Origin of the sequence: Micromonospora sp. BL1, from assembly GCF_003667485.1 — a bacterium.
Lineage (GTDB): Bacteria > Actinomycetota > Actinomycetes > Mycobacteriales > Micromonosporaceae > Micromonospora > Micromonospora tulbaghiae.
The window spans coordinates 1-23949 of sequence record NZ_RCVK01000382.1 but is presented as its reverse complement, the minus strand read 5'-3'; the positions used below and the strand labels follow the sequence as shown (position 1 = coordinate 23949).

Here is a 23949-nt window from a genome sequence, read left to right as displayed (position 1 = left end):
GGAACGGGTTGCCTCAGTGCTCGTGGTGTTGCGACCGGCCTGAGGCCGGCGCATTCGGGCCCTGGACAACGCTTCGTGGAGTAGTTGCATCTCGAATCCGTTCGGCAGGTTCAGCATCAGAAATTTCTCTCTCAGGTCGGCCGGTGGAGGGACACCGGCATCGGTTCGGGCTCGGAACGTAGGTGTGTCAGGCTGCCAGCCGGACGGAGCTTCGCGACTCGGACAGCCCGCTGGCCGCCAGTCGCGCCTCCGCCTCGACCCGGAGCTGCGCGTCACGGGCGAGATCCTCCTTGCGCGGACGGCCACGGGGCCGCTTGCGCGGGACGACCGCGCCACGCTCGAAGATCTCGCCGCCCCAGACGCCCCAGGGCTCGGCTCGCTCCACCGCCCCGGCCAGGCACTCGACGCGCAGCGGGCAGTCCCCGCAGAGCGACTTGGCCAGCTCGAGCTCGGCAGGCGAGTCGGAGAACCACAGGTCGGGGTCGAACTTCCGGCAGGGCAGGTTCGCCTCCACGTCGACGCTCACGTCGAGCGGGGCCAACGCCAGACTCATCCTCCGGTCACCTCTCTCTCACTTCGATCTCGTGGATCGCATTCCGACGTACTTCGGCGGGACAAAAAACTGAGGCCGCGGATCCCGGTATGCGGGTTCCGCGGCCTCGAGGTGAGCCGGTGGTCTGATGGATCAGACCGGTCTACCTCGAGGTGGAACACCGCGGACATCCGTGCGCTTCTTGGCGCCATCGATGCCCTTGCCCGCGAAGCCACTGGTCCCCTCGACTCCGGCGATCGGCGCAACGGTCAGGGTCAGCTCGGCCTGAACCTGAACCTGGTGCACCTGCGGAGCCGACGGTCGAGCGGCGAGGGCCACCCGGACAGCCGACAGCGGAGCGACGGCAGACGGCATCGCCGCAAGACGCTCATAAGTGAAGATCTTCATTGGTGCCACCTCCCTACTCTCCTCGTGCCGACCGTGGACTCATCCCCTTTGAGCAGCCAGAACGGCGCCGCTCGCGAGGTGTGTCATGAGGCTATTCCTCGCCCTCGGGCGAGGGCAAACGATTTACGGCTACTTTTCAGAAGTTTTCTGTGGGCAGACATCGTCCACCGTGGCGCCCGCCACCAGGGCGAGCACCGTATCCCCATAAAGACCGACTTTTCGGGGCCCGATCCCGGCGATCGCCACCAGCTCCTCCGTGCGGCCGGGCTTCCGCTCGGCCAGCGCGGTGAGCGTGGCGTCGGTGAAGACCACGTACGCCGGCACCTTCTGCGCGCCCGCCACCCGCTGCCGCCACTCGCGGAGCCGCTCGTACAGCTCCTCGTCGATGTCCGACGGGCAGGTCGGGCAGCGGCCCAGTTTGCGGTCCGCGCCGGCGAGCAGCGTGGCGCCGCAGATCCGGCACGAGACCACCTGCGGCCGGCGCCGCTCGGCCCGCCGCGCCGGCCCGGCGCCGCCGGCCCGCTCACCGCCGCCGGACCGGTCGAGCTGGGGCAGGAACCGGGAGGGACGCCGGGCCCGCCCGCCCGGCGAGCGCGCGGTGGCGTACGACAGCCAGAGCCACTCCCGGGCCCGGGTGATCCCGACGTAGAGCAGCCGTCGTTCCTCCTCGACCTGCTCCATGGTCTTCGCGTACGTGGTGGGCAGCGTGCCCTCGGCCAGCCCGACCAGGAACACCGCGTCCCACTCCAGCCCCTTCGCCGAGTGCAGCGACGCGAGCGTGACGCCCTCGACGGTGGGCACGTGCTGCTGGGCGGCCCGCCGGGCGAGTTCCTCGGTGAACCCGGTCAGGCCGGGATCGTCCTCGGCTTCCGCCGCGTACTCCTCGGCGAGCTGGACCAGCGCGGCGAGCGCCTCCCACCGCTCGCGGGCGGCGCCGCCCGGCGGGGGCGAGTCGGGCGCCCAGCCGACGGCGGTGAGCGCCTCGACCACGGCGGCCGGCAACGGGGTGCCCGGGTCGGCCGACCGGGTGGCGGCGCGCAACGCGATCATCGCCTGGCGCACCTCGGGCCGCTCGAAGAACCGCTCCGCGCCCTGGAGCACGTACGGCACGCCGGCCTCGGAGAGCGCCTTCTCGTACGCCTCGGACTGCGCGTTGGTGCGGAACAGCACCGCGATCTCCCGCGCCGGGGTGCCGCCCGCCACCAGCGCCCGGCAGCGCGCGGCTACCGCGTTCGCCTCGGCCGGCTCGTCGGTGAAGATCCGCAGTTCCGGCTCCGGGCCGGGCCGGCGCTGGCCGTGCAGCTCCAGCCGCAGCCGCGCCTCGGCGCCCCGGGCCTGCGAGATCACCGCGTTGGCGAGCCCGACCACCTGCGGGGTGGAGCGGTAGTCGCGGACCAGCCGGACCACAGTCGCGCCCCGGTGCAGGCGGGGGAAGTCGACCAGGTACGACGAGGTCGCGCCGGTGAACGAGTAGATCGTCTGGCTGGCGTCGCCGACCACTGTCAGGTCGTCCCGGCCGCCCAGCCACGCCTCCAGCAGCCGCTGCTGGAGCGGGTTGACGTCCTGGTACTCGTCGACCACGAAGTGCCGGTACTGGCTGCGCACCTGCTCGGCCACGTCCGGGTGCTCCTCGATGCCCCAGACCGCGGCGCGCAGCATGTCCTCGAAGTCGATCACCCCGTTGCCGCGCTTGAGCCGCTCGTACGCGTCGAACACGTCCGCCACCCGGGCCGGCTCGTACGGCGTCTCGCGCAGCGCCTTGGCCGCGGCCACGACGTACTCCCCGGGCTCGACCAGCGACGACTTGGCCCACTCGATCTCAGCGGCCAGGTCCCGCGCGGCGGCCCGGTCGGCGCGCAGGCCGACCTTGGCGGCGGCGAGTGTGACCACCCGCACCTTGCTGTCCAGCAGTTCCGGCATGGCCCGCCCGGCCAGCAGCCGGGGCGCGAAGTAACGGACCTGCCGCAGCGCCGCCGCGTGGAACGTGCGTGCCTGCACGCCCTGCACCCCGAGCACGCCGAGGCGGCTGCGCATCTCGGCTGCGGCGCGGGCGGTGAACGTGACCGCCAGCACATGCCGGCCGGCGATGTCGCCGGTCAGCGCCCGGTACGCGATCCGCGACGTCACCGCCCGGGTCTTGCCGGTGCCGGCGCCGGCCAGGACGCAGACCGGGCCGGCCGGGGCGGTCACCGCGGAGCGCTGCTCCGGATCCAGTCCGGCCAGCACCCGTTCCGCCGCTGAGTGAACGCCCACAGCAGGGAATCATCCCAGCATCGTGTGACGTTGCAGCGATTAGCCTGGCCTGATCGGACCGGGCGCGAGCCACCCCTTGGAGGACCAGACCATGCTGACGATGTATTCCACCCCGTGGTGCGGCTACTGCCACCGGCTGAAGTCGCAGCTCGACCGGGAGGGCATCGCGTACGAGGTGGTCGACATCGAGCAGGACCCGACGGCCGCGGACTTCGTGATGAGCGTCAACGGCGGCAACCAGACCGTCCCGACGCTGCGCTTCGCCGACGGCAGCGCCCTGACCAACCCCTCGATCACGCAGGTCAAGCAGCACCTGGCCGCGCTGCCCGGCTGATCCGCCCGCGACGCCACGAGCGGCCGTACCCGATCCGGGTACGGCCGCTCGCCGTCGTTCAGGACCCGCCGCGGCTGAGCACGCCGTCGTCGGCGGGTTTGCGGGGCGCCGGGATCCGGACCGGTCCGGCGATCGGCGTGGTCAGCCCGCGGCCCCGCCACAGGTAGAGGCCGGCCGCCGTGGTGACGGCCCCCACCAGGGCGAACAGCAGCCGGTAGTCGAACACGCCGACGAGCAGCGCGCCGGTGCCGATGGAGAGCGCCTGCGGCCCGCTGACCAGCGCCTCCGACGCGGCGGTCACCCGGCCGAGCAGCCGCGGCGGCGTCCGCCGCTGGATCAGCGTGTTCAACCCCACCATGGTCAGCGGCAGCGAGAGGCCGGCCAGCAGCAGCGCCACCACCCCGAGCCACAACCGGGGGTACGCCAGCGCCAGCGCGGCCGGCCCGAAGAACGTCACGCCCGCGGCGAGCGCGCCGACCTCGCCGAACCGGCGGACCACGGCGGCCGAGAACAGGCCGCCGACCAGCCCGCCGACGCCCTGCACCATGACCAGCACGCCGACGAACGCGGCGTCGCGGTGCAGGCCCAGATCGACGTACGCGAAGATCAGCGACTCGGTGAAGCCCATCACCAGCGAGCCGAGCCCGTACCCGAGCAGCGCCCGGCGCAGCGCCGGCTCCCCGGTCAGGTGGCGCAGCCCGGCGCCCAGCTCGGACGGCCCGCGGCTACCGGAGCGCGCCGGTGTGCCCTCCTCCACGCGCAGCCGCGCGACCACCGCCGCCGCGGTCAGGAAGCCGGTCATGGCCAGCAGGACCAGCAGCCAGCCGCCCACCGCGGCGTACACACCGGCCCCGGCCAGCGGCCCGATCAGCCGCAGGCCCTGCCGGACGGTCTGGAGCAGCCCGTTCGCGTCGGCCAGCAGCTCGGCCGGAACCAGATGCCGGATCAGTCCGTTGAGCACGGCGGTGAGGGTGATGTACGAGAGTCCGTAGAGCGCGGCGACCACGTAGATCACCCAGACGTCGGAGCGGTCCCTGACCGTGAGCAGCGGGCCGAGCAGCACTGCCGCGACCAGGTTGGCGGCGATGAAGAACTGTCGCCTGCGGTAGCGGTCGACCACCCAGCCGACCAGCGGGGCGAGCGCCATCGGCGCGATGACCGCGAAGATGGTCGCCCCGGCCATGCTGTCCGAACCGGTCAGATCCTTGACCCAGACGGCCAGGGCGAGCAGCAGGACCGACTCCGCAGCCATGCTCGCGACGAGCGCGGCGAACAGCAGGCGGAAGTCGGGGCGGCGCAGGACGGTGCGCATCGGTTCCCTCCGGCGGGGGTGCGCCACCAGGGGCGCGTCGGGGGCGGGCGCTGGTGAAGGCGCCCTCCACAGTCCTCTTTTTGTCTCGTGACACGCCCTTGCCGGAACCTCCGGCGCCGGTCGCGCCGTCCATACTGACCGTGGGGGGCGAATTTCATACAGTTACCGTCGCGTCAAGCGACGGTCGACGGGAAAGAGGACGCCGTGCCTCCTGCCGTACCAGGCCCGATTCTGCGCCGCCGTCGACTCGGCACCGAGCTGCGTCGGCTCCGCGAACAGGCCGGTCTGACCGGTGACCAGGTCATCGAGCGGATCGGCTGGGCCTCCGCATCCAAGTTGTCCCGTCTGGAGAACGGCCGCAGTCGTCCCGACCCGGACGACGTGGACGTGTTGCTGACGCTCTACGGCGCCGACGAGGAGCAGCGCGCGGAACTGACCGGGATCACCCACGAGGCCGGCGACATGCGCGGCTGGCTGCGCAACTTCCCGGTGATGACGCAGCAGCAGCGCGCCTTCGCCGAGCTGGAGGCCGGCTGCGCGGAGATCTCCGAGTACAACCCGGTGCTGGTGCCGGGGCTGTTGCAGACGCCCGGGTACGCCCGGCACCGGATCATGTCCGCCGCGCAGGTCGCCGCCGAGGCCGGCGACCCGGAGAGCGAGGATCCGGAGACCGAGGTACGCGCGCGGCAGGCCCGCCAGTCGCTGCTGACCCGCTCCCCCGAGGTGCCCCGCTACACGGCGGTGCTGGAGGAGGCCGCGCTCGGCCGGCGGGCCGGGCCGCCGGAGGTGCTGCACGAGCAGCTCGTCCACCTGTGCGAGATGGCGCTGCTGCCGAACGTGACGCTGCGTCTGCTGCTGCGGGACACGCGGGTCGGCGACTGGTACCTTCCGCCGACCGCGTTCTCGGTCTATCGGTTCGCCGATCCCCTCGATCCGGAGACACTCGCCATCGAAGGTGGGTTCACCGACGTCATGTCGACCGAGGTAAACACCCTAAATCGCTATAAAGTGGTGTTCGAGTGGCTATGCTCGTCGGCACTCTCCGCATCGGACACCCTCTCTTGGTTGATCGAGGCGACGGGACGGCTGACCGGCACGGCAGTCGAGTCCACGGTGGCGTACGGGCCGGCAACGGCGCCGACCCAGCGACGCCGGGACTCGGGGCGCCTCACCACGGAACGGTGATCCGGTACGGGCACCGTCCGCGCTCCGGCGTCGCTCGGTCCCATCGGAGCACCTCACCAGGAGCAAGCACCATGAACGAGATCCACACCAGCACGACCGCACTGTCGGGACGGCTCGCCGGCGCAGCCTGGCGCAAGAGCACCCGCAGCCAGACCTCCAACTGCGTGGAGGTCGCGCCGCTCGACGCCGGGCCGGCCACAGTGGCGCTGCGGGACAGCAAGGACCCGAGCGGACCGGTCCTGCTGTTCGACCGGGCCGGCTGGCTCGGCTTCCTCGCCGGCACGAAGAGCGGTCAGTTCGATCTGGACTGATCCGGCGAACCACGGGGGCCGTCGGCGCGAGCCGGCGGCCCCTCGCGCGTCCATCCCCGACAACGGTGCTGACCTGGGATCCCCCGATCGGTCGAGCTGGCGAGTTCCCCTTGCCGGGCGGACACATCGGCGTAACATGACGCGGGAGTGACGTGGAAGTTCCAGCGTGTAACCGCCGATTGTCCGGGGGACACCATGCGGTTCCTGATCGTCCGCACCGAGATCCGTTCCGTCGCCGACGCCGACATCGCCGCCGCCTGGGCGGGCGGGGGTCGCCTGCGGGACGAGACGAGCACGCCGGAACCCCGCCGCCAGGTCGTCCACGCCGAGGACCGGGACGCCGCACTCCTGCTCGCCCGCGCGCTGTCCGCGGTCGGCGCCGTGCGCGCGGGCCGGCACCGGGTCAAGGTGCTGCCGATCGAGGAACCCGCCCCCGGGCACCCGTACCGCTGGGACGGTGGATGACCGGACGCTGACGTCCGTCGTGGCCGGACCGGCCTCCCCCGCCGCTTTCCTGCCTCACCCGGCCCCGACGGCACGTGTTCCCGGCCCGCGACCGTCGCGGCAACGACGGTCCGGGTCGGGGCCGCGTCCTCCCGGCCTGTGTCCGCCCGGCCCGGGCCGGGCGGCTTCGCCAGCTCGGGGAGGTGGCTGCATTCCACCGCCCTCGACCACACCACTTCCCCGAACTGGCGCGACCCCAGCCGGAACCCGCCGACCCGACGGGGTCGGGCGGGTCAGCAGTGGCCGTCGAGCCAGCGGTGCACCAGGAACAACGCGATCGAGGACGGCGGCGGCAGGACCAGCCGGTCTCCCCCGCCCACCGGCACCGGCTCGTCCGCGAGCGCCGCGCCGATCTCCCGGCGGGTGAACCAGCGCGCGTGCGCGATCTCGGCCAGGTCGACCCGGATCGGCGCGTCCGCGTCGGCGCGGGCCAGGAAGCCGAGCATCAGCGAGCCGGGGAACGGCCAGGACTGGCTGCCCACGTACGCGATCTCCTCGACCGGGACGCCCACCTCCTCGCGGACCTCGCGCAGCACGGCGGCCTCGGCCGACTCGCCGGGCTCGACGTATCCGGCCAGGCAGGAGTAGCGGCGCTGTCCCGGGGTGCGCGGCCAGGCCGCGTTGTTGCCGAGCAGACAGCGGCCGTCCGGGCCGTCCACCCCGTCGTGCACCAGCACGATCATGGCCGGGTCGGTACGCGGCCAGACCCGGTCGCCGTCCGGATCGATCCGCGACCAGCCGGCCTCGTCGGCGCTCGTCGCCTTGCCGGTGGTCGACGAGTAGCCGTGCCGCAGGTGCCAGTTGAGCAGCGCCAGCGCGGTGGTGAACAGGCCCGCGTCCCGGTCGGTCATCAGGTGGCCGACCTCGCGCAGGTGGGCCGGACGGGTGTCCGGCAGTGCCGGCAGCGGCCCGTCCACCGCGAACACGGGTACGCCGTCCGGCTCGACGCCGAGGAACATCGGCACCGACCGGGGCACCTCGGGCAGCTCGCCGGGGCCGACCAGGACCAGCTCCGGCGGGGTGGACGCGCCCCGGACCAGCGCCCGCCCCTCGGCGGTGGAGTCCAGCACCAGCACCCGGGCCCGTTCCCACGCCTCGGTCAGCCAGCCCGGATCGGTACGCCGGTGCGCGGCCCGGTCGAGCGTCGACCGGGCCAGCGGCGGGGCGGATTCGCCGCTCATGCGGATTCCGTACGCACCGGTGTCAGCGCGGCGAGCGAGTCGGCCACCCGCTCGGCGTCGCCGAGCACGACGGTGACCGCGCGGGCCGGGGCCAGGTAGCGGGCGGCCACCTCGGCCACGTCGTCCACGGTCGCGGCGGCCAGCCGGGCGGCGTGCTCGGCGAGGAAGTCCAGCCGCAGCCCGTTGCCGGCGTACGCGCTGGTCAGCGACGCGAGACCGGCCTGGGTGGACATGCCGAGCTGGAGCGTGCCGAGCGCGTACTGGCGGGCCTGCTCCAGTTCGTCGGCCTTCGGCGGCACGGTCGCCAGGCGGCCCAGCTCGTAGTTCGTCTCCACCAGCGCCGCCGCGGTGACCTCGGTGGCCACCTCGGCGCCGGCGACGAGCAGCGAACCGGCCACCGAGTGCTCGACGAGCGAGTGCGGCCCGTACGTGTAGCCCTTGTCCTCGCGGATGTTCTCCACCCAGCGGGAGGAGAAGTAGCCGCCGAAGATCAGGTTGGCGAGCTGCAGCGCGGCGTGGTCCGGGTGGGTACGCGGCACCGCGGGGAGCGCGAGGCGTACCGAGGACTGCACCGAGCCGGGCCGGTCGACCAGCAGCAGCGGACCGGGTTCCAGCGGCGGCGCGGGGGGCAGCTCGGCGACGTGGCCGTCACCGCGCCACCCGGCCAGCGCCTGCTCGGCCGCGTCCAGCGCCCGCTCCGGCGCCACGTCGCCGACGAGCACCAGCACCGCGCCGGCCGGGTGCACCCGCTCGGCGTGCAGCCGGCGCAACGCGGCCGGGCGGACCGCCCGGACCTGGTCCGGGTCGGGCGTCTGCACCGCGTACGGGTGCCGGCCGTACACCCGCTTAAGCAGCGCGGTGCGGGCCAGGTGCGACGGCTGGCTCTGGGCGACCTGGATGCGGTCGACCAGGCGGTCCCGCTCGGTCTCCACCCAGTCGGCCGGGTAGGTGGCCCCGGTGAGCACCTCGGCGAGCAGCTCCAGCATCCGGTCCAGGCCGGTGACCAGGCCCGCGCCGGAGAGCATCAGCCGGTCCGGGTCGAGACCGGCGGTCAGTCCGCCGCCGACCTTCTGCAACTCGGCCGCCAGCTCGGTGGCGCTGTGCGCCTCGGTGCCGGAGAGCATGGTCTGCGCCAGCATCCCGCCGCGGGCCAGGTGGGTGCGCCCGAACGGCATCCACAGTCGCAGCTCGACGAGCGGTACGGAGGAGCGGCGTACCGCGATCACGGTGAGGCCGTTGCCGAGCGTGCGCTCGGCCTGCTTGGGCACCTTGAGACGGCGGTTCGGGCGCAGCGCCGGCAGCGGCCGGACGGTGGTGGCAGCGGTGGTGGCGGTGGCAGTCATCGGGCTCCTCCGGCGACGACCTCGACTGATGCGCGGCGCTCGGGCCGCAGGGTGGCGGCGGCGGCGCGGACCTGCTCCTCGGTGACCTCGCCGACGAGCCGGGGCAGGTCGTTGAGCAGGCCGGGTTCACCCCGCTGCTGTTCCAGCACCGCCATCCGCAAGGCGCGGCCGAGCACCGCGTCCGTGTCGCGCAGCAGGTGGGTGGCCATCCGGGCCTGGGTACGCGCCAGCTCACCCTCGGTCAGCCCGTCGGTCGCCAGCCGGTCCAGTTCCTCGTCGATGGTGCGCAGCACCTTGTCCACGTCGCCGCCGGGCGGCAGGTGCGCCTGGAGCAGCAGCGCGGTGGGGTCGCGGACGTCGAACGGGTCGCCCATGAAGCCGAGGTACCCGCCGAGGCTGGTGACCGACCGGTCGCGCTGCACCAGCCGCTCGACCAGCCGGGAGGCGTCACCGTCGGTGAGCACCTCGGCCAGCACCACGTACGGCAGGTAACCGGCGAAGTCGCTGACCGGGTCGGGCACCCGCCAGGCGCCGGCCACCGCCGGGAGCGGGGCCAGCGCGTCGGTGTACGTGTTGCGCCGCTCGGCGGTCAGGTCGGGCTCGGCGAAGTCGGGCCGCTGCGGGGCGGGCCGGGCCGGCACGTCCCCGAAGTGCCGCTCGATGAGCGTGGTCGCCTCGGCCACGTCGATGTCGCCGCTGACCGCGAGCACCGCGTTGCCGCTGGCGTAGTAGCGGCGGAAGAAGTCGGCGGCGTCGGCCACGGTGGCCGACTCCAGGTCGACGAAGGAGCCGTAGCCGTCGTGCGCGTTGGGGAAGGTGTCGAACATCACCGGGGGCAGCGTCAGCCAGGGGAACCCACCGTACGGCCGGTTCAGCACGTTGACCCGGATCTCCTCCTTGACCACGTCGACCTGGTTGCGCAGGTTCTCCTCGGTCAGCCGGGGGCCGCGCATCCGGTCGGCCTCCAGGAACAGCGCGCGTTCCAGCGCGTTGGCGGGGAGCGTCTCGAAGTAGTCGGTGTAGTCCAGGTGGGTGGAGCCGTTGAACGTCCCGCCCGCGCCCTGGACGTGCCGGAAGTGGGCCAGCTTCTCCAGGTTCTCCGAGCCCTGGAACATCAGGTGCTCGAAGAGGTGGGCGAACCCGGTGCGTCCCTCGGGCTCGGAGCGGATGCCGACGTCGTAGACCACAGCCACCCCGATGACCGGGGCGCTGCGGTCCGGCGTGAGCACCACACGCAGGCCGTTGTCGAGGGTGAACCGTTCGACCGGGTACTTCGTCGCTGGGATCTTCGCTCTCCGCGTCGGCACGAGATCGACATTAGCGCCTCGGTACCGGCTCTACCGCCGGTGTGCCGCGGCCCACCGGACGGCGGTCCCGGCGGCTGGCCGACCGGCCACGCCTTCTCCACCGAACAGGTGGGAATTATCGGGAAATCCCAGGTCGCGGGGCGCGGCCCCTGAGACGGGGCTTGACGCCGCCAGGCCGCTGGCCCACTCTTCCTACCAACTAAATAGGAATACTGCGGATTGGACATTCGATGAGAGGGCTTCCCCTGCGCCGCCTGGCCATCCTCGCGGCCCTGGCCGCTGTCGGCGCGGCCACGCTCGGCACCACCGCCGCCTGCGGCGACGACAGCGACGCCGGCGCCGCGTCCGGCCCGGTGACGCTGCGCCTGGGCTACTTCCCCAACATCACGCACGCCCCGGCCGTGGTCGGCGTGGAGAAGGGGATCTTCAAGGAGAAGCTCGGCAGCGACGTCGAGCTGGACACCAAGACGTTCAACGCCGGCCCGGCCGCCATCGAGGCCGTCTTCTCCGGCGCGCTCGACGCCACGTACATCGGCCCGAACCCGACCGTGAACGCCTTCTCCAAGTCCAAGGGCGAGGCGGTCCGGGTCGTCTCCGGCGCCGCGTCCGGCGGCGTCGCGCTCGTGGTCAAGCCCGGCATCACCTCGGTGGAGCAACTGCGCGGCAAGAAGATCGCCACTCCGCAGCTCGGCAACACCCAGGACGTGGCGCTGCGCTTCTGGCTCAAGGAGAAGGGCCTGGAGACCACCAAGGAGGGCGGCGGCGACGTCAAGATCGTGCCGCAGGAGAACGCGCAGACGATCGAGACGTTCGGCAGCGGCGCGATCGACGGCGCCTGGGTGCCCGAGCCCTTCGTCTCCCGGCTGATCAACGCCGGCGGCAAGGTGCTCGTCGACGAGCGCGACCTCTGGCCGGACAAGAAGTTCGTCATCACCAACCTGCTGGTCAGCACCAAGTTCCTCAAGGCGCACCCGGACGTGGTGAAGAAGCTGGTCGAGGGCCAGGTCGCGGCGAACGAGTTCGTCAACACCAAGCCGGACGAGGCGCAGCAGGCCATCTCCGACCACATCGGCAAGATCACCGGCAAGCCGCTGGACCTCAAGCTGATCAAGCAGGCCTGGCCGACGCTGGAGTTCACCAACGACCCGATCCCGTCGTCGCTGAAGACCGGCCTGGACCACGCGGTCGCGGTCGGGCTCACCCAGCCGGTCGACCTGAACGGCCTCTACGACCTGAAGTACCTCAACGAGGTGCTCAAGGCGCAGGGCAAGGCCGAGGTCAGCCAGCCGTGACGTCGACCAGCACGACCCCGCGCAGCGCGACCGGCTCGGTCGCGCTGCGCGGCGTGACCAAGGTGTACGGCCAGGGCGAGCAGGCGGTCCTGGCGCTGGACGGGCTGTCGCTGGACGTCGCTCCGGGCGAGTTCGTCTGCATGGTCGGTGCGTCCGGCTGCGGCAAGAGCACGCTGCTCAACCTGGTCGCCGGGCTCGACCGGGCCAGCGGCGGCGCGATCGAGCTGGGCGAGGGCGTCAACCCGGGACTCATGTTCCAGGAGCCGGCGCTGTTCCCGTGGCTGACCGTCGAGGGCAACGTCGAGGTGCCGCTGAAGCTGCGCGGGCTGCCCCGCGACCAGCGCAAGGAGCGGGTGGCCGAACTGCTGCGCACGGTCCACCTGTCCGAGTTCGGCCGCAAGCGGCCGCACCAGCTCTCCGGCGGCATGCGGCAGCGGGTCGCGCTGGCCCGCACGCTCGCGCTGGAGACGCCGGTGCTGCTGATGGACGAGCCGTTCGGCGCGCTGGACGCGATGACCCGCGACATCCTGCACGACGAGCTGGAGCGGATCTGGTCCGAGCGCAAGCTCACCGTCCTGTTCGTCACGCACAACGTCCGCGAGGCGGCCCGGCTCGCCGACCGCATCGTGCTGCTCTCCAGCCGGCCCGGCCGGATCATCTACTCCACCGAGGTCGCCGTGCCGCGCCCCCGGCGGATCGACTCGCCGGAGGTCTCGGCCATCGCCGCCGAGGTCACCGACCGGCTGCGCAAGGAGGTGGGCCGGCATGGCCAGTGACACCCTGTCCGCGTCGGCACGGGCCGACGCGGAGATCTCCGGCCTCGACGCGCTGGAGATCGCCGGCCGGGAGAAGGGCCCGTCCCGGGTACGCCGCCTGTGGTCGGCCACCTGGCCCAAGTTCGCCGCGCTCGCGCTCGCCGTGGCGATCTGGCAGGCGGTGGTCTGGTCCGGGTGGAAGGAGCCGTGGGCGCTGCCCGGCCCGGCAGTGGTCTTCGGTGACCTCGGGGAGTACCTGCTCAGCTCGGCGCTCTGGGAGGGCCTGGCCACCACCGCCCGGCGGGCGGCTGTCGGCTTCGCCGCGGCCGTCGCCGTCGGCCTGCTGCTCGGCCTGGGCGTCGCCCGGGTCAAGGTGCTCCGGGCCGCGCTCGGCTCGATGATCACCGCGTTGCAGACCATGCCGTCGATCGCCTGGTTCCCGCTGGCCATCCTGCTGTTCCAGCTCAGCGAGCAGGCGATCTTCTTCGTGGTGGTGCTCGGCGCCGCGCCGTCGGTCGCCAACGGCGTCATCCACGGCGTCGACTACGTGCCGCCGCTGCTGGTCCGCGCCGGCCGCAACCTCGGCGCGCGCGGGCTCAACCTCTACCGGTACGTGATCGCACCGGCCGCGCTGCCCGCCATCGTGGCCGGGCTCAAGCAGGGCTGGGCGTTCGCCTGGCGCAGCCTGATGGCCGGTGAGCTGCTGGTGGTCATCGCCACCCGCACCTCGATCGGCGCTCAGCTCACCTACGCGCGCGAGCTGAGCGAGGCGCCACGCCTGATGGCCATCATGATCGTCATCCTGGTGGTGGGCCTGCTCGTGGACACCGCGTTCGGGGCCGCCGACAAGGCGATCCGCCGCCGCTGGGGCGTGCTGGACCAGGCCGGCAACTGACGTCGTGTACATCTCCGCGCGCGCCGACTACGCGCTCCGGGCCATGCTCGCCGTCGCCGACGTCGCCGGGACCACCGGCGACCCGGCGGCCGGCGGCGGCGAGCTGGTCAAGGCGGCGAGCCTGGCCGAGAGCCAGGACATCCCGCTCAGCTTCCTCCAGGGGATCCTGCTCGACCTGCGGCGGGCCGGACTGCTGCACAGCCATCGCGGCACCGAGGGCGGGTACGCGCTGACCCGCCCGCCGGACGAGATCAGTGTGGGCGACGTGCTGCGCGCGGTGGGTGGCGCGATCACGAGCGTGCGGGGCATTCCCGCCGACCGGGCCGGCTACCACGGCGTGGCCACCGGCCTGCGGGACGTGTGGCTGGCGGTGGACGGCGCGATCGCCCTGGTGGTGGATCGGACCACGCTCGCCGACCTGCTGAGCGACCGGGCCACGGCACCCTGACGCGCGTCCGGTCACGGCGCCGGCGGCCGTACCTGCCCGTCGCGGACCATGCGGATCTCGCGTACGCCGTCGTGGACCTGGGTCGTCCCGTCGGCCACGAAGCCGTGCCTCCGGTAGAACGCCTGGGCACGGGGGTTGGGGTCGGCGACCCACAGCGCCACCGACTCCGCCGGGTCGAGGACGGCCCGCAACAACGCCGGCCCGGCGCCGGTGCCGTGGTCGGCCGCGTGCACATAGAGGACGTACAGCTGCCTCGCCCACGCCGCCTCGGCGTCGAGCGGCGGGCCCGACATCGCGACCCCGATCAGCTCGCCCCGCCGCTCGGCCACCGCCGCCCGGTTCGCGCGGTAGCGCTCGTCGGTCAACGCGGCGGTCCAGAACCGCTCCCGGAAGGCCGGGAGACCGGGATCGTCCAGCACCGCGTCCGGCATGAGCCCGCGGTAGGTCTCCTGCCAGCACCGGACATGCACGCGTGCCATCCGGGCGACGTCCTCGACCCGGGCCTCGCGAACGGTCACCGACGAGTCCACCGCCGCATCGTAGGCAGCCGGCCGGCTCCGGCATCGCCCCCTTGCGGGGCGGCTACGGGACGTGCGGGGCGCTCATCCCGGGGGTGAAGCTGCGGGCGGCACCACGGTCCTGCGGGCCGTCGTCGGACGGTTGCCACGGCCCGAACGCGGCCACCGCGGCGAGCGCCAGTCCGGCGCCCGCCACCGCGAGCACCAGCAGCACTTCCCGTGCTCCGCCTGAGCCGGCGTCCCCCGCCATGAACCGCTCCCTCCGCGTCCGGCCGACCCCCCGACCGGTCCCCCGACCGACAGCATCGCCGTCGGGTTCCGGTCGGACAGTCGGGCAGCCGACCGAACGTCGGCTGATTCCCGACTCAGGTCGGTCGGACGCGGGCTGCGGTCAGCGGCGGCGCGGGCGCCGGCGAGGACGGGTCGCCGGGGCGGGGTGCGCGGCGGCGGGCGCGGTGATGGTCACCGGGACGCCGGACGGCTCCCGGGCGCCGGTGAGCCGAGTCAGCTCGCCGTCGCCGGGGCGTACCCGCGTGGTCTTGGGGTTGATGCCCGCGGTGCTCATCAGCCGGGCGACGTCGCGGCGCTGGTCCGGCAGGACGAGCGTGACCACGGTGCCCGACTCCCCGGCCCGCGCGGTCCGGCCACCCCGGTGCAGGTAGTCCTTGGCCTCGGTGGGCGGGTCGGCGTTGACGACCAGGTCCAGCCCGTCGACGTGGATGCCCCGGGCCGCCACGTCGGTCGCCACCAGCGCGGTGACCTGGCCGGTGCGGAACTGCTCCAGGATGCGGGTGCGCTGCGGCTGCGACTTGCCGCCGTGCAGCGCCGCCGCGCGTACGCCCTTGGAGAGCAGCTGGCGGGCCACCCGGTCGGCGCGGTGCTTGGTGGCGATGAAGACGATGGTGCGGCCCTCGCGGGCGGCGATGTGCGCCAGCGCGGCCGGCTTGTCCTCCGCCTCCAGGTGCAGCACGTGGTGCGTCATCGCGGTGACGGTGGCGGTGCCCGGGTCGACGGAGTGCGTCACCGGGTCGGTCAGGAACCGGCGGACCAGCCGGTCCACGCCCCGGTCCAGGGTGGCCGAGAACAGCATCCGCTGACCGCCCGGTGCGACCTGCTCCAGCAGCTTCGTCACCTGCGGCAGGAAGCCCATGTCGGCCATCTGGTCGGCCTCGTCCAGCACGGTGATGGCCACCTGGTCGAGCCGGGCGTCCCCCCTGTCGATCAGGTCGTGCAGCCGGCCCGGCGTGGCCACCAGCACCTCGGCGCCGGCACGCAGCGCGGCCGCCTGGCGGCCCAGCGAGAGCCCGCCGACCACCGTGGCGCAGCGCAGGCCGAGCGTGGCGGCGTACGGGGCGAGCGCGTCGGTCACCTGCGCGGCCAGCTCACGGGTCGGTACGAGCACCAGCGCGAGCGGGCGGCCCGGGCGGGCCCGGCGTCCGGCCGTACGGTGCAGCAGCGGCAGCCCGAACGCGAGCGTCTTGCCGGAGCCGGTACGGCCCCGGCCGAGCACGTCCCGGCCGGCCAGCGAGTCCGGGATGGTGGCCGCCTGGATCGGGAACGGCGCGGAGATGCCCTGCGCGGCCAGCTCGGAGACGAGCGCCGGAGCCAGGCCGGTGGCGGCGAACGTGGGCAGGGTCGTGGTCATGCGGAAAGCCTTCCTCGAGGCGGCACGTGTCGAGGAAGGGCGCCGAGAAGCGGCGCGTCACCGGCGTCACCGGTGGTCACAAGCACGAACCGAAGGGACGGGCCGGCCCGGCAGAGGCGGGCCGGCCCGTGCACCACGCCCGAGAGGGCGCGGTGGTGGTGCCGGTTGATCCGAAGATCAGAGCGGGCGGATGTTCTCCGCCTGCGGGCCCTTCTGGCCCTGGGTCACCTCGAACTCGACCCGCTGGTTCTCGTCCAGGCTCCGGTAGCCGGAGGTCTGGATCGCCGAGAAGTGGGCGAAGACGTCGGCGCCGCCGTCGTCCGGGGTGATGAAGCCGAAGCCCTTGTCAGCGTTGAACCACTTGACGGTGCCAATTGCCATGTGTTTCGTCTCCTTGACGGAACGGTCGGCCCGCACGTGTTGCGGGCCGGAGAGGAGCACCCCGCGCGTGGAATACGCGGCGTGCCTGTCGCTGCTGGTCGCCCCGCCCGGAGAACTCCGGACACAACAAAGAGCGCCTGGGGCCACAATCCGCCAGGCGCACACAGAGTCTCTGGAAACCAAAACTGCAACCCAGTCAACGTATCACGGATTCGTGCGCTCCGGGAGATCCCCCGGGATTTCCGGCACGGCGGCCACCAACGCGGTCAGCCCCTCCGCGTCGAGCAGGTCGGCCGGGCGGACCGTTGCGGAGTCCCGCACGTAGTGGAACGCGGCGCCGACCCGGTCCACCGGCACCCCGGCCAGCTCCGCCCAGGCCAGCCGGTAGACCGCCAGCTGCACCGCCGCCGCGTCGGCCTCCCGGCCGGCCGGCTGCCGCCCGGTCTTCCAGTCGACCACGTCGTAGCGCCCGCCCGGGCGGGCGAACACGGCGTCCATCCGCCCCCTGACCACCACCCCGGCGATGACGGTGGCGAACGGCACCTCCACCTCCACCGGCACCCGGTCGGCCCACTCGCCGGCCAGGAAGCGCTCCTGCAACTCGACGAGCGCCTCGTCCGGGGCCGCGTCCTCGTCCGCCGCGCCGGGCAGCTCGTCCACGTCCAGCAGCCGGTCGGCGCCGAAGCGCTGCTCCAGCCAGGCGTGGAACGCGGTGCCGCGCCGGGCGTACGGGTTCGGCTCGGTCGGCATCGGGCGGCGCAGCGTCCGGGCCAGCGCCTCCGGGTCGCGGCGCAACGCCACGAGCTGGGTCACCGAGAGCTGGCCGGGCAGCTCGACCTCGACCGCCTCGGCCTGCCGGGCCAGCTCCGCCCGCTCGGCGAGCAGGAGATCGGCCTCGCGCCGCCAGCGGGCCACCTCGGCGTCCTCCGCCGCTGCGGTGGTGGCGAGCACTGCCGCCTCGCGGCGGGCCGCCTCCGGGTCGGCCAGGTACCGGCGGACCAGCGCCGCCGCCTCGGTCAACGCGGGCCGGCGGGTGCCGAGCGGGTCGGCCGGCCACTCGGCCCGCAGCACCGTCTCGGTGGTCGGGTTCACCGCGTCCCCGGCCGGCTCGGGCGTCCAGGCGTCCACCACGTGCCCGTCCGCACCCGCCAGGCAGGCGTCGTGCACCTCCCGCAGGAACACCGACGGGCCGCGGAACCGTTTGGTCCCCTCGCCCCACCAGTAGCCGGAGCAGAGCAGCAGCCGGCGGGGGCGGGTCACCGCCACGTACGCCAGCCGGCGCTCCTCCCGCTCGTCGTGCGCCCGCCAGGCGTCGGTGAAGTCGGAGAGCGCCCGCGCCACCCCGCGCTGGTCCTCCGCCTCCGGCAGAGCCAGCTCGGGCAGCCCGTCCGCGTCGCCGCGCAACGGGAACGGCAGCACACCCAGCCCGCCCAGCCATTGGTCGGAGTTGCGGACCGGCCCCGGCCAGACGCCCCGGGTCATCCCGGCCACCGCCACCACGTCCCACTCCAGGCCCTTCGCGGCGTGCGCGGTGAGCACCTGCACCGCACCGGCCACCACCTCGACCTCGCCGGGCGCCAGCCCGCGCTCCTCGTCCTCCGCGGCGGCCAGGTAGGCGAGGAAACCGGCGAGCGTCGCGCCGGGCGTCTCGCCGCTGAACCGGGCCGCCACGTCGCCGAGCGCGTCCAGGTGGGCGCGGGCCAGCCCGGCGTCGCCCGCGCCGTCCCGGCCGGCCCGGACCGCCACCTCGACGTCGAGCCCGATGGTCCGCTCGATGTCCGCGATCAGCTCCGGCAGCGACTGGTCCAGCCGGTAGCGCAGCAGCGCCAGCTCCATCCCGTACGAGCGCAGCCGCGCGTAGCCCTCGGCCGAGTACGCCTGCGCCGGCCCCGGATCGGCCAGCGCCTCGACGAGCGTCGCCTCGTCCAGCGCGTCCACGGTGATCTCCGGGCCCTCGTCGCCGGTCAGCTCCCGGCGGCTGCGGGCGATCGCGCGGGCGCGGCGGTGCAGGGCGACCAGGTCACGCGGGCCGATCCGCCAGCGCGCGCCGGTGAGCAGCCGCAGCAGCGCCGCCCCGTCGGTCGGGTCGGCGAGCACGCGCAGCGTGCACACCACGTCCCGTACCTCCGGGGTGTCCAGCAGCCCGCCCAGGCCGACCACGTCGACCGGCAGCCCGCGGGCGCGCATCGCCGCCTCGATCGCCGGGATCTGGCTGCGCAGCCGCACCAGCACCGCCGTGGTCGGGCGGCGGTCGGCCGGGATGTGCTCGGGCAGCGCGCCGGGCATCCCGGCCGCGCCCCGCCAGGCCGCCAGCACGCTGTCCGCGATCCAGTCGGCCTCGTCGGCGTACGTCTCCAGCAGCGCGCAGTGCACGGTGCCGCCCGCCTGCCCGCCCGGCGTGCGGTGCGGGATCGGGTCGCGGACGCTGAGCGCGGCGTGCAGTTCCGGCACCCGCGCGCCGGCCGCCCGCAGCGGCACCGAGAGCGTGTTGGCGACGCCGAGGATCTCCGGCCGGTTGCGCCAGCTCGTGGTCAGGCTGAGCACGTCGGCGGGGCTGCCGTCGGTGCGGGCGAACTCGGCCGGGAACCGGTCGAGCGTGCCGGCGCTGGCCCCGCGCCAGCCGTAGATGGACTGGCACGGGTCGCCCACCGCGGTGACCGGGTGGCCGCCGCCGAACAGCGCGTTGAGCAGCACCACCTGGGCGTGGCTGGTGTCCTGGTACTCGTCGAGCAGCACCACCCGGAACCGGTCCCGCTCGATCACGCCCACGCCGGGGTGGTCGCGGGCCACCCGGGCCGCGCGGGCGAGCTGGTCGGCGAAGTCCATCGCCTCGAAGTCGTCCTTGCGCCGGGCGTACGCGCGCACCAGCGGCAGCAGCTTCAGCCGGGTCCGCTGGAGCTGGAGCGCCTTGCGCACGTCGGCGTAGACCCGGCCGGGCCGGGACTGCACGTCGGCGAAGAACCGGCCGGTCCAGGCGGCCAGCTCGTCCGGGTCGACCAGGTGCTCGTCCAGCTCACCGGCGAGCGCCAGCACGGCGTCGGTGATGGTCGACGGCATCCGGTCCACCTCGGACATGTCGCCGTCGTAGTTGCGCACCAGCAGGTCGACCAGCTGCCAGCGGGACGCCTCGGTGAGCAGCCGGGTGGTCGGCTCGTACCCGGCGCGCAAGCCGTGCTCGGTGACGATCCGCCCGGCGTACGAGTGGTACGTGGACACGGTCGGCTCGCCCGCCAGCGGGTCGTCGTGCGGATCCCGCCCCTGCCGGCCGAGCCGCCGGATGAGCTGGTCGAGGCGGGTCCGGACCCGGTGCGCCAGCTCGCCTGCCGCCTTACGGGTGAAGGTGAGGCCGAGGATGTGCTCGGGGCGTACGTAGGAGTTGGCGACCAGCCACATCACCCGCGCGGCCATCGTCTCGGTCTTGCCCGAGCCGGCGCCCGCGACCACCAGCAGCGGTTCCACCGGCGCGGCGATGATCGCGGCCTGCTCCCGGGTGGGCGCGGGCAGCCGCAGCAGCCGGGCCAGCTCGACCGGCGTGTAGCGGGGCCCGGCGTCGGCGGTACGCGGCGCGGGTGTGGCGGAGGCGCCGAACAGCGCCGGCTGAACGCTCACGGCTCGGTCCTTGTTCGCGACTGCGGGGCTCGCAACACCGGCTCACTCCTCGCGCTCACGAGCCCTCCGGGGGCGGCTCGACGACCTGGCGGCCCTGGCCGGACACCGGGCAGCTGGTGCGTACCGGGCAGACCCGGCACTTGGAGTTCGCCACGGCGGCGAACGTGGACGCGGCCATCGTGTCCGCGGTACGGCGCACCAGCGCGGTGGCCCACCCGGCCTCCGGGCCCTCCCCGGCCGCGGCCTGGGTCTGCTCCTTGGCGTCCCGCGCGCCGGTGCCGAGCTGCACCAGCGCGGCCCCGCCCGGTTCCTCGCCGAACTCGGCGAACCCGCCCGCCTCCACCGCCGCCTGGTACGCCCCGAGCTGCGGATGCTCGGCCACCTCCCGCTCGGTGACCGCCGTCGACTTGCCGGTCTTCAGGTCGATCACGACGAGCCGCCCCTCGTCGTCGACCTCCAGCCGGTCGACCCGGCCGGTCAGCTGGATCGGGCGGGACGGGTCGTCGAGGCGGACCGCGAACTCGTGCTCGATCGCGAGCAGCCGGCGGGGGTTGCCGGCCAGCCAGCGCAGCAGCTTGTCCACCATCGCCTCGGCGCGCTGCCGCTCCGGGCCGGCCATCCACCGCGCGGCCAGCTCGATCGCGTCGAACCGGGCCGCCACGTACTCCAGCAACGCCTCCCGGTCGACGCTGGCGTCCTCGGCCAGCATCGCCGCGGCGTGCACCAGGTTGCCGACGCCCTGCGCGGCGCTCGCCGGCCCGCTGCCGCCGTGCCGTTCGAGCAGCCAGCGCAGGCTGCACCGCAACGCGCTCTCCATGGCCGACGGGGTGACCCGCACCGGCTCGCCCTCGTCGACCAGCGGCCGGTCGTCGGAGAGGCCGCGCAACCCCCACCAGTCGTCCGGGTGCGCGCCGGGCACCCCGGCGGCAGCCAGCCGCGCCAGCTCACCCGCCGCCGCGTGCCGCCGGGTGATCGGCGTCGCCGGGTCGGTCACGGCGGTACGCAGCTCCGCCACCAGCGCGGACAGGGTGAGCCCGCGCGGCGGCAGGGTGACCGGGAGCGCGGCGGGCGGCCCGTCCTGCGGATGCTCGTCCCCGTGCGGCACCGGCCCGTCCGCGGCTCGCCCGCGCGTGACCTGGCCCGCCGGACCGTTCCCGGCCGGGCCGGGGCCGGTCGGGGCCGGGCCGTCCGGCGCGGCGTGCTCCGGGCCGGGTGGGTTCGGACCGTTCGCGCCGTTCCCAGCCCGGTCAGCCGGGCCGGTCGGGCTGTTTCCGTTCGGAGCCGGACCGTTCGGGTTCGGGCCGGTCGGAGCCGGGCCGGTTCCGCCGGTGGCGGGATGGTCGGCGGCGGCCAGCTCGTGCAGGAAGCGGCTCGGCTGCTCCTCGTGGTCGTCCCCGCCGACCGCCGCGGACGCGACAGCGGTGACCAGCAGCCGCCGCCGGGCCCGGCTGATCGCCACGTGGAACAGCCGCCGCTCCTCGTCCAGCAGCGCCGACGTCTGCCCGACCAGGCTGGCCCGCAGCCCGGCGCCGTCGGCGCGACCGGCGAGCACGTCGACGAGCCGCTCCGAGCCGAGCAGGCTGCCGCGCAGGCGCAGGTCCGGCCAGACGCCCTCCTGCACCCCGGCCACCGCGACCAGATCCCACTCCAGACCCTTGGCGGCGTGCGCGGTGAGCAGGCGTACCGCGTCACCCCGGTCGGCGGCGGCGGCGAGCGTGTCGGCGGGCAGCTCCTGCCCGAGGACGTGGTCGAGGAACACCTCGGTACGCGCGCCGGGCAGCCGGTCGGTGAATCGGGCCGCCGCGTCGAAGAGGACGAGTACGGCGTCCAGGTCACGGTCGGCGGCCTCGGCCCGCCAGCGCTGGGCGGTCTCGTGCTCGCCGGTGGCCGCGCGTCCCCTGGTGATCGCACCGGCCCAGCGTTCGGCCAGCCCGCTCTCCCGCCACACCGCCCAGAGCACGTCCTCGGCCGTGGCGCCGGGCCGGCCGGCCGTCTCCCGGGCGGTCGCGAGCAGGTGCGCCACGGCCTGCGCGGGAGCGGCCCAGCGACGCTCGATGGTGGCCAGTTCCGCCGGGTCGCGCAGCGCCTCCACCAGCAGCTCGCCGGAGGGACGGCGGTCGCCGCCGGCCAGCGCGAGCGCCCGCAGCCCCTGGCGCAGTCGTCGTTCGGCCAGCGGGTCGGCGCCGCCCAGCGGCGAGTGCAGCAACGCGACCGCCGACTCCTCGTCCAGCCGGTCGGGTTCGAGCGCGCAGCGCAGCAGGAGCAGCAGCGGTGCGACCGCCGGCTGGAGGTGCAGCGGCAGGTCCTCGCCGTGCACGACGGTCGGCACACCGGCCGTGTGGAGCGCGCGCCGCAGCGACGGCAGTTGCCGGCCGGTGGAGCGGACCAGCACCGCCATCCGGGACCAGGGCACGCCGTCGAGCAGGTGCGCCTCGCGCAGCGCGTGGGCCAGCCACGCCGACTCGCTGGTGGCGGACCGGAACGTCCGTACCTCCACCGATCCGGCGGGCGCGCCGGGAAGCGGGCGCAGCCGCCGGTGCGCCGCCGGGCCGCGCAGCCGACGGGCCAGCCGGGCGGTGGCCGCGAGCAGTTCCGGCCCGGCCCGGTACGAGGTGGTCAGCGTGACCTGCGCGGCCGGCGCACCGGAGGCGGTGCGGAAGCGGTGCGGGAACGTCGTGACGCCCGCCGGGTCGGCGCCGCGGAACGCGTACGTGGACGAGTCCGGGTCGGCGAACGCGACCAGGGACCGCCCGCCACCGGCCACCACGGCGAGCAGGTCGAGCTGGGCCGGGTCGGTGTCGGCCAGCTCGTCGACGTACACGTGGGCCAGCCGACGGCGCTCGGCGGCGAGCAGCTCGGGATCGTCGAGCAGCATGCCGGTGGCGGCGCGCACCAGCTCCGCCGGGTCGTACGCGACCGAACCCCGGTTGCTCACGTCGCGCAGGGCGAGCACGGCGACGTACTCCCGCAGGAAGCGCGCGGCGGCCGGCCAGTCGGCGCGGCCCAGCTTCTCGCCCAGCCGGGCCAGTTCGACCGGGCCGACGCCGCGCTCCGCGGCACGCATCAGCAGGTCGCGGAGCTGCTGGGCGAACGCCCGGGTACGCAGCGCCGGTCGCAGGTCCTCCGGCCAGCCGACCGGGTCGTCGCCGGGTTCCTCCCCCACCACGTCGAGCAGCTCGCGGATGATCAGATCCTGCTCCGGGCCGGTGAGCAGCCGGGGCGAGGGCTCGCCGCGTTCGGCCGCCGCGCGGCGCAGCAGACCGAAGGCGTACGCCGGGAACGTGCGCACCAGCGGCTCGCGCACCACCCGGTGTCCGTCGCCGGCGATCCGCGCCTCGATCCGGTGGCGCAGCTCGGTGGCGCCGCGCCGGCCGAAGGTGAGCACGAGGATCCGCTCCGGGTCGACACCCTCGGCCACGCGGGCCGCGACCGCCTCGACGAGCGTCGTCGTCTTGCCGGTGCCGGGACCGCCCACGACGAGCATCGGCCCGTCGGTGTGCGCGACCACCTCGGCCTGTACCGGATCGGCCCAGCGCCCGGTGTCCGTGCCCCGCCCGGCCGCGCTCGGCGACGAGGCGCTGCCGGGCGCGCCGGTCGCCGTCTGCGGCAGGGCGTTCCCGGGTGACGTGGCGGTCTGCGGGTGCGCGGCATCGCCCGCTGACCCCCCGGATCGCGGCTCCGCCTCGGCCGGCCCGCCGGGCCGACCGAGGCGGAGCCGCGATCCGGGGGGTCAGCG

The 23949-nt window shown here is 74.3% G+C and carries 21 protein-coding genes; 8 read left to right on the top strand and 13 right to left on the bottom strand.

All coding sequences use genetic code 11. From position 1 onward, the window contains the following. Nucleotides 1–187: 187 nt before the first annotated feature. The 3 genes from EAD96_RS28320 to EAD96_RS28310 form a co-directional block, all read right to left on the bottom strand. The gene (locus EAD96_RS28320; protein ID WP_013288404.1) at nt 188–553 is read right to left on the bottom strand and encodes a WhiB family transcriptional regulator; all 366 of its coding nucleotides are present in this window, start codon (nt 551–553) and stop codon (nt 188–190) included. 132 nt (nt 554–685) lie between these two features. Then, on the bottom strand, nt 686–940 hold the full coding sequence (locus tag EAD96_RS28315) for a hypothetical protein (RefSeq protein ID WP_120573254.1): 255 nt from the start codon (nt 938–940) through the stop codon (nt 686–688). A 129-nt stretch (nt 941–1069) separates the two neighbouring features. Then, a complete protein-coding gene (locus EAD96_RS28310) occupies nt 1070–3193 on the bottom strand; it encodes an ATP-dependent DNA helicase UvrD2 (RefSeq protein WP_121686388.1) in 2124 nt (707 codons plus the stop codon). A gap of 91 nt (nt 3194–3284) precedes the next feature. On the opposite strand from EAD96_RS28310, the gene EAD96_RS28305 reads away from it, so the two are divergent. Then, the gene (locus EAD96_RS28305) at nt 3285–3527 is read left to right on the top strand and encodes a mycoredoxin (protein WP_018784736.1); all 243 of its coding nucleotides are present in this window, start codon (nt 3285–3287) and stop codon (nt 3525–3527) included. Between the two features lie 58 nt (nt 3528–3585). Here EAD96_RS28305 and EAD96_RS28300 read toward each other — a convergent pair whose 3' ends face one another. Continuing rightward, nucleotides 3586–4866, bottom strand: a complete 1281-nt coding sequence (locus EAD96_RS28300; protein ID WP_358176394.1) for an MFS transporter — start codon at nt 4864–4866, stop codon at nt 3586–3588. Nucleotides 4867–5043: 177 nt separating this feature from the next. Here EAD96_RS28300 and EAD96_RS28295 point away from each other — a divergent pair, with 177 nt between their 5' ends. The 3 genes from EAD96_RS28295 to EAD96_RS28285 all read left to right on the top strand — a co-directional run bounded on the left by EAD96_RS28295 (nt 5044) and on the right by EAD96_RS28285 (nt 6800). After that, a complete protein-coding gene (locus EAD96_RS28295; RefSeq protein ID WP_121686386.1) occupies nt 5044–6024 on the top strand; it encodes a helix-turn-helix transcriptional regulator in 981 nt (326 codons plus the stop codon). A 71-nt stretch (nt 6025–6095) separates the two neighbouring features. Beyond that, the gene (locus tag EAD96_RS28290; protein WP_121686385.1) at nt 6096–6335 is read left to right on the top strand and encodes a DUF397 domain-containing protein; all 240 of its coding nucleotides are present in this window, start codon (nt 6096–6098) and stop codon (nt 6333–6335) included. Between the two features lie 195 nt (nt 6336–6530). After that, on the top strand, nt 6531–6800 hold the full coding sequence (locus EAD96_RS28285) for a hypothetical protein (RefSeq protein ID WP_120573248.1): 270 nt from the start codon (nt 6531–6533) through the stop codon (nt 6798–6800). Nucleotides 6801–7072: 272 nt separating this feature from the next. On the opposite strand, the gene nudC is transcribed toward EAD96_RS28285, so the two are convergent. The 3 genes from nudC to EAD96_RS28270 are packed head-to-tail and all read right to left on the bottom strand — an operon-like array spanning nt 7073 to nt 10670. Then, a complete protein-coding gene (nudC, locus tag EAD96_RS28280) occupies nt 7073–8020 on the bottom strand; it encodes an NAD(+) diphosphatase (protein ID WP_121686384.1) in 948 nt (315 codons plus the stop codon). Then, nucleotides 8017–9363, bottom strand: coding sequence for a pitrilysin family protein (locus EAD96_RS28275; protein ID WP_121686383.1), 1347 nt, complete (start codon nt 9361–9363; stop codon nt 8017–8019). Before EAD96_RS28275 ends, nudC begins: the two co-directional genes overlap by 4 nt. After that, nucleotides 9360–10670, bottom strand: coding sequence for a pitrilysin family protein (locus EAD96_RS28270; protein WP_121686382.1), 1311 nt, complete (start codon nt 10668–10670; stop codon nt 9360–9362). The genes EAD96_RS28275 and EAD96_RS28270 overlap by 4 nt, the downstream gene beginning before the upstream one ends. Nucleotides 10671–10900: 230 nt before the next feature. On the opposite strand from EAD96_RS28270, the gene EAD96_RS28265 reads away from it, so the two are divergent. Genes EAD96_RS28265 through EAD96_RS28250 form a run of 4 tightly spaced genes read left to right on the top strand, consistent with a single transcriptional unit; the run spans nt 10901 to nt 14060 of the window. Continuing rightward, nucleotides 10901–11962 carry an ABC transporter substrate-binding protein gene (locus EAD96_RS28265; RefSeq protein WP_121686381.1) on the top strand — a complete coding sequence of 354 codons (1062 nt, stop codon included), beginning with the start codon at nt 10901–10903 and terminating at the stop codon, nt 11960–11962. Next, nucleotides 11959–12738: an ABC transporter ATP-binding protein gene (locus EAD96_RS28260; RefSeq protein WP_121686380.1), complete on the top strand. Its 780-nt coding sequence runs from the start codon at nt 11959–11961 to the stop codon at nt 12736–12738. The genes EAD96_RS28265 and EAD96_RS28260 overlap by 4 nt, the downstream gene beginning before the upstream one ends. Next, nucleotides 12728–13612 carry an ABC transporter permease gene (locus tag EAD96_RS28255; RefSeq protein WP_120573242.1) on the top strand — a complete coding sequence of 295 codons (885 nt, stop codon included), beginning with the start codon at nt 12728–12730 and terminating at the stop codon, nt 13610–13612. Before EAD96_RS28260 ends, EAD96_RS28255 begins: the two co-directional genes overlap by 11 nt. A gap of 4 nt (nt 13613–13616) precedes the next feature. Continuing rightward, on the top strand, nt 13617–14060 hold the full coding sequence (locus EAD96_RS28250; protein ID WP_120573241.1) for an Rrf2 family transcriptional regulator: 444 nt from the start codon (nt 13617–13619) through the stop codon (nt 14058–14060). A gap of 11 nt (nt 14061–14071) precedes the next feature. Here EAD96_RS28250 and EAD96_RS28245 read toward each other — a convergent pair whose 3' ends face one another. The 6 genes from EAD96_RS28245 to EAD96_RS28220 form a co-directional block, all read right to left on the bottom strand. Next, nucleotides 14072–14590, bottom strand: a complete 519-nt coding sequence (locus EAD96_RS28245; RefSeq protein ID WP_233586200.1) for a GNAT family N-acetyltransferase — start codon at nt 14588–14590, stop codon at nt 14072–14074. A 52-nt stretch (nt 14591–14642) separates the two neighbouring features. Continuing rightward, nucleotides 14643–14828 carry a hypothetical protein gene (locus tag EAD96_RS28240; RefSeq protein ID WP_120573240.1) on the bottom strand — a complete coding sequence of 62 codons (186 nt, stop codon included), beginning with the start codon at nt 14826–14828 and terminating at the stop codon, nt 14643–14645. Nucleotides 14829–14969: 141 nt separating this feature from the next. Continuing rightward, nucleotides 14970–16223 (bottom strand): DEAD/DEAH box helicase, encoded by a 1254-nt coding sequence (locus EAD96_RS28235; protein WP_121686379.1) that lies wholly within the window; start codon nt 16221–16223, stop codon nt 14970–14972. Between the two features lie 177 nt (nt 16224–16400). Beyond that, nucleotides 16401–16604 carry a cold-shock protein gene (locus EAD96_RS28230; RefSeq protein ID WP_013288421.1) on the bottom strand — a complete coding sequence of 68 codons (204 nt, stop codon included), beginning with the start codon at nt 16602–16604 and terminating at the stop codon, nt 16401–16403. A gap of 204 nt (nt 16605–16808) precedes the next feature. After that, the gene (locus EAD96_RS28225) at nt 16809–20213 is read right to left on the bottom strand and encodes an ATP-dependent helicase (RefSeq protein WP_121686378.1); all 3405 of its coding nucleotides are present in this window, start codon (nt 20211–20213) and stop codon (nt 16809–16811) included. A 55-nt stretch (nt 20214–20268) separates the two neighbouring features. Continuing rightward, a complete protein-coding gene (locus EAD96_RS28220) occupies nt 20269–23823 on the bottom strand; it encodes an ATP-dependent helicase (protein WP_255499036.1) in 3555 nt (1184 codons plus the stop codon). Between the last annotated feature and the right edge of the window lie 126 nt (nt 23824–23949).